Consider the following 16884-nt stretch of genomic DNA (forward strand, 5'->3'; position numbering starts at 1 on the left):
CGAAGCTCGGGCAAGGCCGCACCGTAGGGAAGGGTTAACTCAAGAGACGGAACTCATGAGCCTGTTACGATCGTTGTGGAGCACGGAAGAGATCGAAGCATCACCGCACATTCGTCCCACGCCGGGCGCGGTCTTGGCCGTCTGCGGTCTGGTCAAGAGTTACGGCGCCCGAAAAGTGGTGGACGGCGTCAGTTTCGAGGTCTGGCCCGGCGAAATTGTCGGCTTGCTGGGGCCTAACGGTGCCGGGAAGACCACGAGTTTCCGCATGACCTGCGGCCTAATTCGTCCCGACGAAGGGACGGTCTATTTGCTGGGCAAGGACGTCACGTCATGGCCCATGCACCGTCGGGCACGCGAAGGCGGCATGGGGTATTTGGCCCAAGAGTCCAGCGTCTTCCGCAAGCTGACCGTGGAGGAGAATCTGCTGGGCATCATGGAACTATTGGGCTTCGACCGAAAAAGCCGCGTGCTCCGGTGTCGGGAACTCTTGGATCAATTCAGTTTGACCCCGCTCCGAAAGTCGCGTGCAGGATCGCTTTCGGGCGGTGAACGCCGACGGTTGGAAATCGCCCGTGCGCTGGTCTCCGATCCCAAAATCATTTTGCTCGACGAGCCGTTCACCGGCATCGATCCCGTCACCATCGACGCCATCCAAGAGATCATCCGCGGTCTGAGAGAACGCGGTATCTCCATCCTCATCACGGATCACCAGGTTCGCGAGACGCTTCAGGTGACGGATCGCAGTTATGTGATTCGGGCGGGACGCGTGTTGTGCCACGGTGCACCACAGGAAGTGCTGGAGAATCCGGAGGCACGGAAATACTACTTCGGCGACGACATGCAACTTTCTTGATTCGGTGCCGCGGATTCGAGATCGGGGCGTTTCCAGCGGCGGGTCGTCGCCGTTGAGGCGGTCGCTCGACGTCGTGGGCCGAAGCATGATCGGCAAGCAAGGGCCTCAACGCCGAGTTGGGCGAATTGTTGCCGCCCGACGAAAACGCTATACTTTCGGTTTCGTGGGGCCAAGCGGTCGTGACGCTCTCCGTTCCGCCCGCGGCGCGGGGAAGGTCGCTTTTCCGGGTAGATATGTTCTCGCTGCCTGTCGGCGGCACACTTTGGGATGCCATTCCGCGGACGCGCGGCACGGAGGACGTCCGCAACGAAGATCGTGGACGAACTACAAGACGATATCAGGTCGGCATTGGGTACTAAGGGAGAGGAAAATCATGGCGGCAACGTGTGACATCGCGGTGATCGGTCTGGAAGTGATGGGGCGGAACTTGGCCCTCAATATGGAGAGTCGCGGTTTCACGGTGGCGGTGTACAACCGGACCACCGAGAAGACTGAAAAGTTCATGGAAGGCCCCGGCAAGGGCAAGCGCTTCGTGGCGTGCCGCACCCTGGAAGAGGTCGTCGCCGCGCTCAAGTCGCCGCGAAAAGTGATGATGATGGTCAAGGCGGGATCGGCCGTAGACGCCTTGATCGATACCTTGCTTCCGCTCCTATCGCCCGGCGACGTCATCATCGACGGCGGGAACACGCACTTTGCCGACACGGAGCGGCGCACGGCCTTTGTCGAGAGCAAAGGTCTGTTGTATATCGGAACGGGCGTGTCGGGCGGCGAAGAGGGCGCTCTCAAAGGCCCCAGCATGATGCCCGGCGGCAGCGAAAAGGCTTGGCCCTTGGTCAAGCCGATCTTCCAGGCGATTGCCGCAAAAGTCGGTCCGAACAACGACATTCCGTGCTGCGATTGGGTCGGGCCTCGCGGTGCCGGGCACTACGTGAAAATGGTCCACAACGGCATCGAATACGGAGACATGCAACTCATTTGCGAGGCCTATTGGCTGCTCAAGCACGTGTTGGGCCTGAGTAACGACGAGTTGTACGACGTCTTCGATCAATGGTATCGCGGGGAACTGAATAGCTACCTCATCGAAATCACGCGCGACATTTTCAGCGTCCGCGATCCCGAGGCAGACGGCTACCTGGTCGATAAGATTCTGGACAAGGCCGGCGCGAAAGGCACCGGCAAATGGATGAGTCAACTGGCCTTGGACCTGGGCGTTCCCAGCACGTTGGTCACCGAGGCCGTCCACGCGCGCAATCTCTCCGCGATGAAGGAAGAACGCGTCCGTGCGGCCAAGGCATTGACCGGACCGGCGCCGCAACGCTACCAAGGCGATCGCGGGCAATTCATCGAGGACGTCCGGCAAGCGCTCTACGCCTCTAAGATCGTCAGTTACGCCCAGGGATTCGTGCAAATGCGGGAGGCCGCCAAGGAACACCAGTGGCCGCTCAACTACGGCGGCATCGCCATGCTGTGGCGAGGTGGGTGCATCATTCGGGCGGTGTTTCTGGAGCGAATCAAAGAGGCCTTCGACGAGAATGCCGACCTGGAGAATCTCCTGTTGGCGGGCTACTTCCGCCAAGCCGTGGAGAAAGCACAGCAACCCTGGCGGCGCGTGGTCTGCGCTGCCGTCGAGATGGGAATTCCCACGCCGGCCTTCTCCACGGCGATTGCCTACTATGACGGATATCGATCCGCCGTCTTGCCGGCCAATCTGCTTCAGGCTCAGCGCGACTATTTCGGCGCCCACACGTACGAGCGGGTGGATAAGCCGGGACAAGGACCGTTCCACACCGATTGGCTTTCCGTGCGGCGGCCTCCCAAGACCGATCACGATGGCTGAATGCGAATAGGACCGATCAATTCCCGTGCGAGGATATGGCTATGTCGAGCAAGGATTACCTCTACGAGTTGTTCAATCTGGAAGGTCAGGTCGCCGTTGTGATCGGCGGGGCGGGTGAATTGGGCGGAGCGCTTTGCGAGGGCATTCTTCGCGCGGGCGCCCATGTCGTGGTGGCCGACGTAAGCGAGGACGCTTGCCGCCGTCGCGTCGATCTCCTCCGCAAATTCGGCGATCGCGCGAGTTACGCCTTGGTGGACGTCACGAATCGGCGGTCCTTGGAGGCGCTCTTGGAAGAGTCGCTGAAGATCCGAGGGCGGGTCGAGATTCTCGTGAATTGCGCGGGAATCAATGCGGGAACTTCCTTCCTGGACGCCGACCCCGCCCTTTGGGACAAGATCATGGCGGTCAACCTCAAGGGCGTTTTCGAGGCGTGCCAGGTGTTCATTCAGCACATGCTGCCGGCGGGCGGGGGCGCCATCCTGAACATCGGTTCGGTGACTTCGCATCTGCCGCTCTCTCGGGTGTTCGCGTACGCCGCATCCAAAGCCGCCGTGGTCAACCTGACCAAGAATATCGCTCAGGAATTCGGCGACAAGGGAATTCGCGTCAACGCGATTTGCCCGGGTTTCTTCCCTGCCGAGCAGAATCGTCGCCTATTGGACGAAGAGCGCGTGCGGAACATCATCGACGGCACGCCCATGCATCGCTTCGGCGAGCCTCACGAATTGATCGGCGCCGCGCTGCTGCTGCTATCGCCCAAAGCGGGTAGCTACATCACCGGGGCGGCATTCAATGTGGACGGCGGTTTTACGGCGGCATGGTTCTGACGTTGCCGCTTCGGTGGGCCGCAGCGGTGCACGACGACGGGGTTTTCGCCGGCAAATGCGGACGAGCGGAATCATTCGGTCGCCGATCTAGCCGGGCCGACTGAGGCTGAAGATCGGCAGCAGCAACGCCAGACCTATGGTCCCCACGACGCCGCCCATGACGATGATCATGGCCGGCTCGATTAAGCTGACTGCCGTTTTCACCGCGGTCTCTAGTTCCCGGTCGTAGAACGTCGCCGTTTTGGCGAGCACTTGATCCAGGTTTCCGGTCGCTTCGCCTGCCGCCACCATCTGCACCAAGATGCGTGGAAAGATGGAATGTCGCCGCAGCGCTTCGCCGAGGCTTTTTCCCTCGACCAAATCGCGGTTCACCTCGTCCCAAGCCGCCTTGTGCAGACTGTTTCCGGCCGTGTCCCCCGTCAGTTCGACGGCCTCCAGCAGCGGCACGCCGGCACCCAGCATTGTGCCCAGAATCCGAACGCAACGGCAGAGGATGATTTTCCGGTAAATGGGGCCCACGACCGGTAGAGACAATTGGAGGCGGTCCAGCCACTTTCGTCCGGCCTCGGTTTGTTTCAGTCCCCACCATGCACCGACCAGAGCCAGTACGGCGCCCAGGAGGTAGGGATAATTGCGAGTCACGGCATCGGAGGCTCGCAGCACGGTCTTGGTGATGGTCGGCAATTCCATGCGTCGGGACTCGAATACCGGCACGAATTTGGGCAGTACGAAGGTGAGCAGAAAGATCGTCACTGCGACGGCCACGACCAGCATAACGCACGGATAGATCATGGCAGCCCGGATTTTGCCGCGAGTTTCGTGCTCGGCCTGAAGGCTCGCGGCCACACGAACCAGCATCTCGCCCAGGGCGCCCGTCTTTTCTCCTGCACGAACCAGGGCCACGTAAACCTGGTCGAAGACGTCATCGTGCCGGGCCAAGGCGGCGGAAAGGTCTTCACCGCCTTCCACCCGAGACTTGACGTCCTCCAGAATGCTTTTTAGCAGGGGATTGCGTTCCTCTTCGATGGCTGCCGCCAAGGCCGGCGTGAGCGAGATGCCGGCTTCCGTCAAGATCGCCAGTTGGTTGGTCGCGTAGATCAACTCGCTGCGGCGAACGCGTCGAAAAAGCGACAGGCCGTCATCCTGTTCCTCTTCGTCCTCAGCATTTATTTCCAAGGGCAGCAGGCCTTCCCCTTTCAATTGGGCCGAGACGTCGCCTTCCGACTCGCCGCGGATCGAGCCTTCGATGATCTTTCCCAGTGGGGTCTTCGCACGGTAGGTGTATGCAAAGGACATGATCGCGTATTCCTGCTGTTTGGCGGACTCAAACCACACCGTCGTCACACGAGGGATCGCGAGGGGGAGCGATCAGCGAGGCGGCGAGGGTTTGGCGACGGGTCGGCGTCATGGTGGGACCGTGCACGGGAGGCACAGCGGTTTTTCACTCCTTCGGGAGGATCACTCTCATTCCAGTCGCGACAGTCCGGTCCAATCGCCGATGTCGCCGACGGCGTGCAAGACCTCTTCCACCGTCGTCAGCCCCTCTTGGACTTTCCGAAAACCGTCTTGTCGCAAGTTGATCATCCCCTGCGTCTCGGCGACTTTGCGGATCTGGTGCGCGCTGGCGCCGGCGACGATCAAATCGCGGATTTCATCGTTGAGAATCAGCAACTCGTGGATGCCGACGCGACCACGGTAGCCCGAATTGCGGCAGTTGCGGCAACCGACGCCCTTGAAAAAGGAGTCCGCGGCGTAGCCCATCCGCTCGAGGGCCTTTCGCAAAGGGCGAGGCGGTTCGTAGGGGTGTTTGCACTTGGGGCAGATTCGTCGCACCAGACGTTGCGCTAGCACGGCGTTCAATGCGGCGGCGATCAGGTAGGTTTCGATTCCCATATTGGCCAATCGCGTGACGGCGGAGGCGGCGTCGTTGGTGTGCAACGTGCTGAATACCAAGTGGCCGGTCAACGCGGCTTGGATGGCCGTCCGCGCCGTCTCCTCGTCGCGAATCTCTCCGACCATGATGACATCCGGGTCCTGCCGCAAAAGGGTTCGCAGGGCCTTGGAAAACGTCAAGCCGATCCGTTCCTGCACCTGGAATTGATTGACCAAAGGCAAGTGATATTCGACGGGATCCTCGACCGTGCAGATATTCGCCTCCATGGAGGAAATTGCATTGAGGCAACCGTAAAGGGTCGTGGACTTGCCGCTGCCCGTCGGACCGGTCGCCAACACGATGCCATTCGGCGCTCGAATCAGGGCCTTGAGTCGCGCCAGGGTATCCTCCGCGAATCCCAAGTCCTCCAAATTCAGGGAGACCACGCGCGTATCGAGAACGCGAATCACCGTCTTCTCGCCGCGTTGCGAAGGAAAGGTATTGACCCGCAGATCGATCTTGCGTCCGTCCAACAGAACGTTGACGCGACCATCCTGCGGCAGTCGCCGCTCGCTGATGTCGAGCGACGCCATGATTTTGATACGACTGGTAACGGCGTTGATGAGATGGGCCGGCACTTCGAGCGACTTGTACAACCGCCCGTCGATGCGGTAGCGGACGCGGACGCAGCGATCGGCCGGTTCGATGTGGATGTCGCTGGCCCCTTCCTTGACCGCGTTGTAGATGATGTAGTTGACCAGGCGAATGACGGGTGATTGCCCGGCCACGTCCGCCACATCGCCGATGTCCTCGATCGCCTCCTCGATCAACGTCACGTCGGCGTTTTCCGAGCCTTCGATGATGTCCTCGATTACGAATACCGCCGAGTTGGGAAGCGAGCCGATCATCCGCCGGATGTCGCGAACCGTCGAGACGACGGCTTGGACCCGAAGCTTCGTAAGCGACTCGATCTCTTGAATCAAGAATAGGTTGGATGGCTCAGCCACGGCGACGGTCAGCGTTTCGCGGACCTTGAACAAAGGCAGCACCAGGTTGTTCTCGATGTACTCCCTGGGCAATACGTCCACGATCTTGGCGTCGAAGAGACGCAGTTCCAAACGCGCGAAGGGCAGGCCGTACTCGTCCGCCAGGCATTCGGCGATCTGTTCCTCCGAGCAGAATCCCAACTCGACCAGAATCTCGCCGAGGAGCTTCGTGCGTCCGGATCGCCGTTGTGTCTCCAGGGCGGCGTGAAGTTGATCCTCTCGCAGATAGCCCCGCTCCAAAAGCAAGTCGCCCAACCGACGCCGCGGAGTCGCGGCGACCGCTGCTTCCGTCATGGAGAATGGGCTTGGTTCGGCTTGCATCGAGGTACGCCTCAGGGACGCCATGCGGCGTCGGGTGCTCTCGGTGTCGCGGGGATAGGGTGCTCGATTACAGCCCGGGCCGAAAACTCTTGACGGCTTCCACAAGGCCGGAGAATACTTCCAACTCCCGATCCACGCGCGTGATTTCCAGAATCTTTCGATTGACCGTGTTGGCGGTAGCGATCTTGAGATCGCCGCCGCGAGTTTGCAAAAGCTCGTGAAGGTTGAGGAGCATCGTCAAGCCTTGGCTATCGATGCTCTCGGTGTCGTCCAGATCGGCCACGACGCGGCAATAACCCATACCCTCGATGCTTTGCCGGACCGAGTCGACCGTCTCTTCGCTGAATTCCTCGGGCGTATGAACGACCAAGACATCGCCGAATACCTCGGTTTGGATGTTCATGGTGGCTACCTCGTCCGTCGCTGGTTCTTTTGCGTCGGTGCCGCGTTCGTGTGCATGGCCCGACAAAAAGACGGGCACGGTCAGGCCGATATTTCGATTTCCAGCACGCTTTGGACGCGGGCGAGAATTTCGCGAGGGCTGAAGGGCTTGGCCATGACGTCGATGACCCCCAACTCGTCCCGCAGCGTCTGCTTATTCAATTCGAAACCCTTGGCGGTCAACATGATGACGGGCAAGCTCGCGAATCGCGCATCCGCACGCAATCTCCGCAGCAGGCCGATGCCGTCCAAACGCGGCATCTGGCAGTCGCTGATGAGGAGGTGGGGGGATTCGCGGCAAGCGGCTTCCCACGCGGCCTCGCCGTCGCCCGCCGTAATGACGCGAAAGCCGGCGTTGCGCAATTTGAATTCCGCCGCCTTCAAGATCGCCGGTTCATCGTCGCAAAGTAATATCGTCTTTTCGTTCGACATGGTCGGTTCCCTGCAATGGATGGCATTCAACGCACGACCGCCGCGTTCTGTTGCGAAGCCCGCGGCAGCACGACGCTGAACGTGCTGCCCTCACCTAACCGACTCGCGACCGTTATGGTGCCGCGATGGACGTCCTCCACGATGTGCTTCGCCAAGGGAAGCCCCAGGCCGGTCCCGGAGGCCATGTCCTTGTTGCGATCCACGCGGTAGAAACGCTCGAAGATTCGTTCGCAATCCTCCGGAGCCAGTCCTACGCCCGTGTCGGAGACTTCGAAGAGCACGCCTTCATCGACGAGACGACTGCGGAGGGTCACCGTGCCGCCGTTCGGCGTGTACTTCACGGCATTGGAGAGCAAGTTGATGGCCGCCTGAAGCAGCAGGTCCTTGTCCGCCAGCACCGGCAGGTAGAGCGGACTCAATTCCCGACGGAGAGTGATCTGTTTCATGCCGGCCTGCGGTTCCACCACGCCGCTTGCTTCTTCCAGCAGATCGTTCAGCGACTGGGGCTCTTTGTTGACCTTGATGATTCCGGCCTCGATTCGGGCCAAATTCAAGAGGTTTTCGATCAGTCGCTGTAGCCGCGTGGTCTGGGCGTCGATGATGCCGAGGAACTCCTCTCGGGTCTTTTCATCGCCGGCGTCGCCGTCCGCCAAGAGTTCCACGTAGGCACGGATGGCGGCCAGCGGGGTCTTCATTTCGTGGCTGACCGACGACACGAATTCGGCGTGTCGGCGACGAAGATCGCAGAGGGCGGCCATGTCGCGGAAGACGATGACGTGGAACGACCGTTCTTCACTGTTACCGGACGAATCCCCCTGTAGCCCGGACCGGTACAGGTGAATATGAAAGCTCCGTTTTGTACCATCCGCATCTTCACACTCCCAAGACGCGCCTTGCTCGGAGGCGCCTTTGCGGCGGAGCATCGCCGTGAGGAGCTCCCACAGCGATTCCGCCCGCAGCATCGTACCCAAGGCGCGACCCTCAACCGAGTCGGAATCCATCGCGAATAATCGCCTCGCCGACTTGTTGGCGAAGCTGAGGTTTTCGGCGGCGTCGCAGATCAAGATAGGATCGGGTACCACATCGAGGACGTTTTTCAGACCGGCCAGTTCGGCCGCCAGCCGTCCATGCTTGATTTCCAAGGCGGTGTGAAGCTGATCACGTTCCGAGATTTTCAGGACGGCATCGGATAGTCGCTGCGCCAGCGACTGCAACAAGGAATCGAAGGGTTCCCCCACTTCGGCCCGTACGGCAAAATCGCGCTCTTCGTTGGCGTTCTCCGCGGCGGCGTTCAGGTCGGCCAGGCATTCGACTAATCGGTGCTCGCGACGGCGCATCAAGACGTAGACCGCCCTTGCCGCCGCGGCTGCCGCGAGAAAGGCCGCCGTCAAGGTGACCGCCGATACCATCCCGCCGCTCATCAGGGGCGACGCGAGTGCGCCGACCATTGCGTTTGGGACGGGCGCAAGTGGGGTTGCCCAGTGCAGTCCTTGCTCAATCAACGTCATGGACGAGAATCCTTAAACACCTCAATTTCCCCGGTTCGTAGGGGAGTCTTTCTTTGCGATGTACGGAGCCGACACGACTCGACGGATTCGACTCACGCAATAGCCTGTCTCAAACGACCGATGCGTCGCCGGGAGTGCGCACGGTCCGCGCGAAGCCCGGCGTGGAGGGAGGGTGTGGATCGCAAGCGGCGAGCGGTTGCCTCAAAGCCCCAATTGCGAGGCCTTCTCGAAGTAGCGTCTCGCCTCTTGCGGCTTGTGCAGCTTTTCCGCAGTACACCCCAAGAAAAGGTAGGTCAGAGGGAGGGAGTTGTCCAATTCCAGAGACCGCCGCAGGATCGTTTCCGCGTCGGAGAATCGCCCCAAACGATACAAAGCCAAACCCAGCACTTGGTCTAGTCGGGCATCGGGCGGCAATCCCCGAACAATCGGCGCGATCTTCTCGATCACCACATCCGGGCGGTTCACTCGCAACAATTGTACTGCCGCCGCATGAACCATGACCGGATCGCGTCCGTGCTTGGCTAAGAGATCCTCGAGCCTCATTAAGGCGGCGGGATCGTCGCCGGCGGCAACGTCGTCGATCACCTCGCCGAGCCTCTCTTCCCACGACGTAGAATCGCCCACCCGTTCACCGTCTCGGGACTCGGCGGAGGTCTCCGCAGCGACGGGGATCACCGCCGAACGCCGGGAAGTCGCGTCACCGGCGTCCGAGTCGGGGCGTCGTTGTGCCGCCGCGGCGAGGGCATCCTCATGTCGCTGCTGGATGTCCCGGCGAACTCGCTCCCGTCGCTCCAGTCTTTCCGCGGTAATGTCGGCGGCGGATGTCGGAGACGGTTTGGCAAGGGGACGGCATTCCGGACCGGGGGACGTGCTTCGACATCCGACCAAAAGGCCGAGGCAGCATGCGAGTACGAGCCCGAAAAAAGCGGGCGTCGAACCGCGGGCATCGATGACGGGAAGGTGGACCATCACGGGTGTCGGACCTCGCCGTTGGAATCGCGCGCGTTGCTTGGGGGCGGCGGTGGGGGTGCCGGCAAAGGAGACATCGGCGGCGTCGCCTCCAAGGCGTCCAATATCTCCGGCGGTAGTTGTTCGCCGTCCAATGCGGCGGGAGAAAGCAGGATGTCCCCCCCGGCGGACTCGGGCGGACAGATGCCTTGCAACGAATCTCGAAAGGCGATCGCTTCGATATTGCTGGGGTCGAATTGCACGGCGAGACGTGCGAATCGCAACGCGAGGAGGGTGTGCCCCGCCGCCGAGGCCTCGCGCGCCCGTTGCAAATAACGGCGTGCCGCCGATCGCTTGCCCAACGGGCTCATGGTTTCGGCATACGTTGCTTGTCGGTTCAGGTTTTCCGCGGCGCTACGTCCACCCTCGGCGGCTAATTGGTAGTCGCCCATGATGTGCGGCGTAATGAGGACGATGATCTCTTGCTTGCCCGTCGTTTCGGTCTTGTTGCGAAAGGCCGCGCCCACCAACGGAAGATTGCCCAAAAACGGCAGTTGCGAACTGGTCGTTTGCAAATCCTCGCGCATCAGTCCGCCGATGATCACCGTAGCGCCGTCGGGGACCATGATGTTGGTTGTGACTTGAGTGGTGTCCTTATTGGGAACCGTGAAGTTGTTGGTGATTTGCACGGCCCCCGTGGAAAGCTCCGGATGGACTTCCATGCGGATCAAGCCGTCGTCGGATATGAAGGGCCGAATGATGAGTTGGGCTCCGACCTTCAGGAAATCCACGGTCTGCGACGCGCTGGTCTCCGTGATGGTGGTGCTGACGTAGCCCAACTCCTTGCCGATCAGAATCTCCGCGCGGTGCTTGTTGAGAACCAGCAACCGCGGACTGGCGATGACGTTGGTGTCGCCGATGGACTCGAGCGCGGTAATGAAGCTGGAGACGCTCGCATCCAAATAGGCGACCTTCAAGCCGCCGTCGAAACTGACTTTATCCAGATCGGTGGGTGGAATGCCCCAGCCCAGACGAATATGCCCCTTATTGCGGAGCAGTTCGAAACTGATGCCGAATTGATCTCTGTCGTCGAGGTTGACGCTAACGATCATCGCCTCGATCGCCACTTGAGCCGGGCGGACGTCCACTTCCTTCAGGATGCGATCGACCTGGCGCAGGACGGTTTCGTAATCGCGAACCAGGAGGATATCCACGCCGGCGTAGGCGTTTCCGCCGGCCTTCGTGGGATCCGGCGCAATTCCGACCTCCGCGGCCGTAGACAGGGTGATCTTGCCGAACTCCGGCGTCAGGATCGGTTCGATGAGAGCCTTGATTTCTTCCGCGGTGACGTAATTGGGGCGGTAAATACGAGTGGCCACCGCGTCCTTCATTTGCAGCACGCCTTGGATGTCGGCGGGCGTGCCCACATAGACGATACTCCCTTGCCGGTGCATGGCCAAACCGTGGGCGGCGACGACGGCGGAAAAGGCCTCGTCGGGCGACAACCCGTTGAGCGAGGCCGTCACCGTTCCCTGCACGTTGTTCGACATCAGCACGTTCAGGTTCATTTGGCGCGCCAAGGCGTGCAAAGCATCGCGAAGGTCCGTATCGCGAAATTGCATCACAAGTTGATCGCCTGGGGCGGCGTTGGCCCGTATCTTGTCGCTTGGCGTCGCAAGTTCCGGTGCCGTCGGCGGCGGAACCACCTCTTGCAACGCTACGACTTGTACGCCGTCGATTCCCGGCTGATTGCCGGTTCCCGCGGCCTCGCAAGGGACGGCCTCGGCAGCGGGAGGCTGCGAGGTGAACCAAGACGCAGGTTTTTCGGCGGGGCGTGCTGCTTCCAATTGCGGATGTGTCCGGCCGATCGGCGATTCGGGGAATACGGCGGTCGGATACGCTTGATCGCCGGATGGGTGTGCCGTCGTCGGGAGGGAGAACGCTCCGAGGGTACCGTCCTGATGATCCCCATCGCGGGCGGGCATCGGTCTCGCGGAAGCATAACCGTTCTGACCGGCGGGCGGGATGTTCGCCGGTATCGACGTACCTTGCGGTTCGATTATCGGGCGGGTGGAGACCGAGTCGATTTCACCGGGAAGCAGTTCGTGATGCCGTATCGAAGGCGTCGAAGACGCCGGCCGCGGAGGCTGAAGCGGGTTGCCTTCGGGCGAAACGATGCCGGTGATCGTCGGTGCATGAGGGTCGTCGAACGGAGAGACGGGCAGGGAAACCGTCCCCAACGACAGGAGCACCGCCAAAGCGACGCCCGACGCGCCGAAGGCGGTCATCACGAGGATTTGCAGTAGTGCTTTCATGGTCATCCTTGACCGTGCATGTCATCGGCCCCGCGAGGCGGCTCCTGCCGTCACTTCCACCAAATTTCTAAATTGCCAATCGGTTGTCAGTTTGACGGGAACGACGCGGCGGGCGGAAGCGTCAGTTCATATTCCTTTTCACCGACTTGAATCGCCGTGCCTTCTCCGGAAATCTTGACGATGCGGACCGGGATTGCGAGTCCTTTTTTGTTCAGCGTGATTTGCGCCCCCTCCTCGACAACCCGGTCTCCCAAGACGGCCGATCGGCCGCGCGGTCCGATGATGACCGCCCGCAATTCGAGTCCCAAATCCGCCGGCCGAATGGGTTCGTCCTCAGTGCTGCCGTTCGGTTGCTTGGCGTCCTCGTCCGGTTTTGTTTCCACGGCCGCCTCGACCGCTCGTTCGAACGGATCGCGGCGGAATACCGGAGATTCGTCGCCTTGGCGGCCTTGCCGCGAAAGCCACTCCTCGAATCGGATCCACACGGGTGACACCGAACCGACTTCTGCACCCGAATTCGGATTGGGGGTACCCGGGAATGTGGGCAAGGTTTGCCCGATGCCGGTTACCGCCGAATCGGCCGAGCCTGTCGGCGTCATCGAAGTCATGCCGGCCGTGGATATCGTTGATTCGCCTGCCGCAAATATGGGGCGAAGGATTCTCCCACCCCATAAGTAGGAAGCGACAACGGCAAGGGCGACCAACACGGCCGCTTTCAACGGATTTCGTTTTGCCTCCTTTATCAGGATCTTTGCCCAATTTTTCTTCTTCGGCATGGATTCGCCAAAGCCGCCTATCGCGGCGGCCTCCTTTGCTTATTATCGGAAAACACGACTCATTTTCGCTAATCGGAATAATTGGAATTGATGGAAAACACTGACAGCACGAGTTGGCACGAAACCAAGTTCGATCCCGGTTCGCGTGCTAAGCGAACCGATTTGACGACGGTGGGGCGACGATGGTCGTCCAGGGTGCGCAAGAAGCGGATGATGTTTTCCGTTTTGCCCGACAATTGAAACTCGATCTCACTCACGGACATCCAGCCGATATTCTGCAACGAACGCGGCGCGACCCGGCTGAAATCGACGCCCTCGCTTTCACCCGTCAGCGTCGCCTCTCGCAGGAACGCGGCGAGGGCGACTTCGGGTGAGGCCGCTGACTGCCACGGTCTAAGAAACTTCTCCACGTTGTCGAGTTTCGCTGCGACCTGCTGAATGCGTTCCCTAATTGGCGGCGCCCCGGCTGAATTCGGCTGAAGCTCGGAGATTCGGCGTCGTAGTAGGGTCGTTTCCCGGAGTGTCGGGATCAGCCAGACGCCGAGATACACGACCAGAAGGACTGCCGGAATGAAGAATTCCAGCTTTCGTACATGATCGCGAAAGTTTACCATGGTTCGCGGCATTTGCAGGCATCTAGCGGATCGGCACTCGCAGGGCGCGGCGATTCGATCAAGTCAAACCGTCATTTCCGCCTATACAACTCTAGATTACGTCAGGCCCCGGCACGATCGCGCGGCCGTCGCTCCTACGAACGCGTTCCAAACGTTTTGTGATCGGTTTGCAATCCGGGTCACCGCATGGCGGCAACGGGAGGGGCGGCGTTCAGCGAATTATCCGCCGTGCTCGTTCCCAAGGGGCTTGCCTTCATGGTCAACGAAATACGAAACACGTTGTCATCGGCGTTTTCCGCCTCCGCCGAATTCTCGACGGAGCCCAGTCGCACCGAGTCGAATCGTTCGCTTTGCGACAAAACCATGACGTATTGGTGGATGGCGCGAAGTTCCCGTGCTCGGCCTTGTAATGTGATCTGCACCACCGCACGCTCCAAATCTTGTTTGAGCCTTTCCAGGGCGGCTTTGTCGGCGGCCTCTTGTTCCGTCCCTATCCCGTCGTTGAGTATGCGCACGGTTGGCGTTTCGGGGTTTTCGGCGGGGGGAACCCGTTTCCATTCGACGCTTTCCAGGACGATGTCATCCGACAGCAGGGTCATCAAGCCGAAGAGCACACGCGAAGGCGGCGTCTGATAACCGATTCGGGCCAACCAGTCGGCGCGCTCCTCTTTTTGGGCGAGTTGTTTGGCAACCGCTTCCAGGCTTCCGGCGGCCTGAGCGCGGCTCGTCGCCTCCGCCGTCAGACGAGCCTCTTGCTCGCGCAACGCGGCCAGCAAACGATATTGGTATCCGCTCAGCAAAACCAAGCCGATGAGCAGGCCCGCCGAGACGAGAACGGAGAGCTTTACGCTCTGCCGCCGTCGCCGCCGGGTCAGATATTCCGCCGGCAAAAAGTCTCTCTCAGCGTAGGAAATGACTGCCATAAGCGATTCCAATCACCGCGTATGCCCGAGTTCAAGGCTTTGTTCTTCAAGGCTTTCTTCGAAGGATTCGGCTTGGGCGGACCGGCCTCTCGTGGACATTTCTTTCCGCACGCCGTTGCTCGCCGTTTTCAGGCATCCCGTCAGTGCCAGGCCGAGTGCCGTCTCCCATTGCAAGGGGCGCGAAATCCGGCAGCGCACCTCGAATGCCCTGAGGGGATCGCTGAGTTCCACAGCGGCGTGAAGTTGCTGCCGCAAATAATCGCGCACAAGCTCGTCCGCTTCACTCCCGCCCAGGACGACCGTCGCGGGCGGTTCGCCGCGAAAGGTCACGCTGAAGTAGCGGACGGCCATGGCGATTTCACCCGCCAAACGTTCCAGCAACGGACGGATCGCCTGCTGGACGCTTCGCATTACCTCCGGATCACGGTGGCTTGCACGTCGGTCTCCGTAATTGCGGCGCATCCCGTGGCCCACTTCCGGACGGAGTTGAAGGTTCTTGCACACGGCGGCATCGAGTTCTTTGCCGGCTATGGGCACGCCCTTCAAAAACGCCGGTTGAAGGTCGCGCGCGATCATGATTTGCGTGAGACGGTATCCTAAGTTGACGAACATCATGGGTTGGTGGCGGTCCTCTTCTCGCCGGAATTGGCGGAGGCGGCACCGCAGCAAAGCCATCGGTTCGGCCTCGATCCCGTCCAGGTGCAGCCCGGCGGCCTCGGCGATGCGGACCAACCGCTCGGTTGTGTTCCGGCGGGTCGCCAGCACGATGACTTCGCGCCGCACCGTCTCCCCCTGGCGGACCGGCCCCACATCCAGATAGCGGATTTCGCCGGTTTCCGGCGCAATCCCCAGACGCCCTGCGCATTCTTGGGCCACCCAAGCCGATAGGGACTCGCGTCCGCCCTCCGCGACCCGGACGTTTTGCGTAATCAAGTCTGCGGCGGAAACGCAAAAGACGGCACGTCGCCCGTGGAATCGCCCTTTCGAAAGGGCCTGCCGCAGACCCGCCACCGTCTCCTGCACCCATTCGTCCTCGGAAGCAGCAGGGGATTCCTCCGGGCGGTTCCATCGCACCGCCTCGATGAGGGCCGAACCGTCCGCGGAAAGCTGAACCAATTTGAGCGAACGACTGCCGAGATCGACGCCGATCGGACTGAAACCTTGTCTCCACAACCGCATAAGACCGTCATCCGTTCTTGTTCTCGTTGATGACCGAACCTTGCTCCGGTACAAAGTGCGGGTCGTGCCAACGCCTAGGGGAACAGCCAGCCGGGCGGTCCCATGGCGTCGATCGGGCCGACTTGCACGGAACCGGTAACACCGTCGATGATGATCGTCACATATCGCGGCGACGGCGATTCCCCGTCCGTCAGCCAGATCATGGCCGTCCGCGCGGTTTCCAGCGATCCCGTCGGCCCGAATTCCACGAATTCCACAGGCTTTGCCGAGGCGTCGAAGGTGGCCGCTCCCAGCAAGTGGACCCGCCCGATCAAGGCGGAACGTTCACCGAGGTCGAGGACCCGCATCTTCGGATCCCCGCCGCTCTCCACGACGACATCCGCGGGCAAAACGTCCAAAGCAGGATTGTTTCCCGCGTGTTTCCAATACAAACGATTGCCGGGTACATCGAATACCACGCGGTACTTGCTATTGAAGGTGATTGCGTAATCCCTGGCTTGCCATAGCTCGGCCGCAACGATTTGCGCCGCGGCCCGAAGTTGCTCGTGACTGCTGGGCCGCAACGACGGCCAGGCCACGGCCAAGACGATCGCCAAAATCATGAACGCCAGTAATAACTCGATGAGCGTGAACGCCCACCGCGTACGCATTCGCCGAGTTGCCGAGCGTTCACCGCGTTTCATTGCCGCCGCCTTTTTCGGGCGGCGCCCGATCCGCCGGCGCCGTCCGTTTGAGGGCTTGTAGTTGCTCTTGAATCAATTTGTTTTGCTCCACCAGTAGGCGGTTCTGCTCCGTGAGCACCTCGTGGATGGCCCGTAACTGCGCAATCATTTCCATCCGTTGTTCGACGGCATTGGCGAAGGGCTGATTGGAGGCCTCCCCCATTGCCGGCGAACGTCCTCCGAAAAAGTCTAGCATGAGACCGGCGACGACGACCGCCGCCATTACAACCGCTACGAACGACATTTTCCTCATGAGGATTATTTCCTTA

General features: G+C 60.8%; 16 protein-coding genes. 3 read left to right on the forward strand and 13 right to left on the reverse strand.

Annotation, left to right across the window (positions count from 1 at the left end):
- Positions 1-55 precede the first annotated feature (55 nt).
- The 3 genes from lptB to ACYQ6J_RS08645 all read left to right on the forward strand — a co-directional run bounded on the left by lptB (position 56) and on the right by ACYQ6J_RS08645 (position 3517).
- Complete coding sequence (gene lptB / locus ACYQ6J_RS08635; protein ID WP_460183781.1) at positions 56-853, forward strand: LPS export ABC transporter ATP-binding protein; 798 nt, start codon at positions 56-58, stop codon at positions 851-853.
- A gap of 373 nt (positions 854-1226) precedes the next feature.
- Complete coding sequence (gene gnd / locus ACYQ6J_RS08640) at positions 1227-2690, forward strand: decarboxylating NADP(+)-dependent phosphogluconate dehydrogenase (protein ID WP_460183782.1); 1464 nt, start codon at positions 1227-1229, stop codon at positions 2688-2690.
- A 41-nt stretch (positions 2691-2731) separates the two neighbouring features.
- Positions 2732-3517 carry an SDR family NAD(P)-dependent oxidoreductase gene (locus tag ACYQ6J_RS08645; RefSeq protein WP_460183783.1) on the forward strand — a complete coding sequence of 262 codons (786 nt, stop codon included), beginning with the start codon at positions 2732-2734 and terminating at the stop codon, positions 3515-3517.
- Positions 3518-3604: 87 nt separating this feature from the next.
- Here ACYQ6J_RS08645 and ACYQ6J_RS08650 read toward each other — a convergent pair whose 3' ends face one another.
- From ACYQ6J_RS08650 to ACYQ6J_RS08710, 13 genes are all read right to left on the reverse strand, one after another.
- Positions 3605-4813, reverse strand: a complete 1209-nt coding sequence (locus ACYQ6J_RS08650; RefSeq protein ID WP_460183784.1) for a type II secretion system F family protein — start codon at positions 4811-4813, stop codon at positions 3605-3607.
- Positions 4814-4981: 168 nt separating this feature from the next.
- A complete protein-coding gene (locus tag ACYQ6J_RS08655; RefSeq protein WP_460183785.1) occupies positions 4982-6757 on the reverse strand; it encodes a GspE/PulE family protein in 1776 nt (591 codons plus the stop codon).
- Positions 6758-6824: 67 nt separating this feature from the next.
- Complete coding sequence (locus tag ACYQ6J_RS08660) at positions 6825-7160, reverse strand: STAS domain-containing protein (RefSeq protein ID WP_460183786.1); 336 nt, start codon at positions 7158-7160, stop codon at positions 6825-6827.
- Between the two features lie 80 nt (positions 7161-7240).
- Positions 7241-7630: a response regulator transcription factor gene (locus ACYQ6J_RS08665; RefSeq protein WP_460183787.1), complete on the reverse strand. Its 390-nt coding sequence runs from the start codon at positions 7628-7630 to the stop codon at positions 7241-7243.
- 26 nt (positions 7631-7656) lie between these two features.
- Positions 7657-9138 carry an ATP-binding protein gene (locus ACYQ6J_RS08670; protein WP_460183788.1) on the reverse strand — a complete coding sequence of 494 codons (1482 nt, stop codon included), beginning with the start codon at positions 9136-9138 and terminating at the stop codon, positions 7657-7659.
- A 201-nt stretch (positions 9139-9339) separates the two neighbouring features.
- The gene (locus ACYQ6J_RS08675) at positions 9340-10110 is read right to left on the reverse strand and encodes a tetratricopeptide repeat protein (RefSeq protein WP_460183789.1); all 771 of its coding nucleotides are present in this window, start codon (positions 10108-10110) and stop codon (positions 9340-9342) included.
- On the reverse strand, positions 10107-12401 hold the full coding sequence (locus ACYQ6J_RS08680; RefSeq protein WP_460183790.1) for a type II secretion system protein GspD: 2295 nt from the start codon (positions 12399-12401) through the stop codon (positions 10107-10109). Before ACYQ6J_RS08680 ends, ACYQ6J_RS08675 begins: the two co-directional genes overlap by 4 nt.
- A gap of 86 nt (positions 12402-12487) precedes the next feature.
- Positions 12488-12895: a hypothetical protein gene (locus ACYQ6J_RS08685; RefSeq protein WP_460183791.1), complete on the reverse strand. Its 408-nt coding sequence runs from the start codon at positions 12893-12895 to the stop codon at positions 12488-12490.
- A gap of 350 nt (positions 12896-13245) precedes the next feature.
- Positions 13246-13803 carry a hypothetical protein gene (locus tag ACYQ6J_RS08690; protein WP_460183792.1) on the reverse strand — a complete coding sequence of 186 codons (558 nt, stop codon included), beginning with the start codon at positions 13801-13803 and terminating at the stop codon, positions 13246-13248.
- A 167-nt stretch (positions 13804-13970) separates the two neighbouring features.
- Complete coding sequence (locus ACYQ6J_RS08695) at positions 13971-14714, reverse strand: PilN domain-containing protein (protein ID WP_460183793.1); 744 nt, start codon at positions 14712-14714, stop codon at positions 13971-13973.
- Positions 14715-14726: 12 nt separating this feature from the next.
- Positions 14727-15893 (reverse strand): pilus assembly protein PilM, encoded by a 1167-nt coding sequence (gene pilM, locus ACYQ6J_RS08700; protein WP_460183794.1) that lies wholly within the window; start codon positions 15891-15893, stop codon positions 14727-14729.
- Between the two features lie 74 nt (positions 15894-15967).
- Positions 15968-16543, reverse strand: coding sequence for a prepilin-type N-terminal cleavage/methylation domain-containing protein (locus ACYQ6J_RS08705; protein ID WP_460183795.1), 576 nt, complete (start codon positions 16541-16543; stop codon positions 15968-15970).
- A gap of 19 nt (positions 16544-16562) precedes the next feature.
- Positions 16563-16868, reverse strand: a complete 306-nt coding sequence (locus ACYQ6J_RS08710) for a hypothetical protein (protein ID WP_460183796.1) — start codon at positions 16866-16868, stop codon at positions 16563-16565.
- Positions 16869-16884: the final 16 nt, after the last annotated feature.

It is taken from the genome of Thermopirellula anaerolimosa, assembly GCF_054657335.1.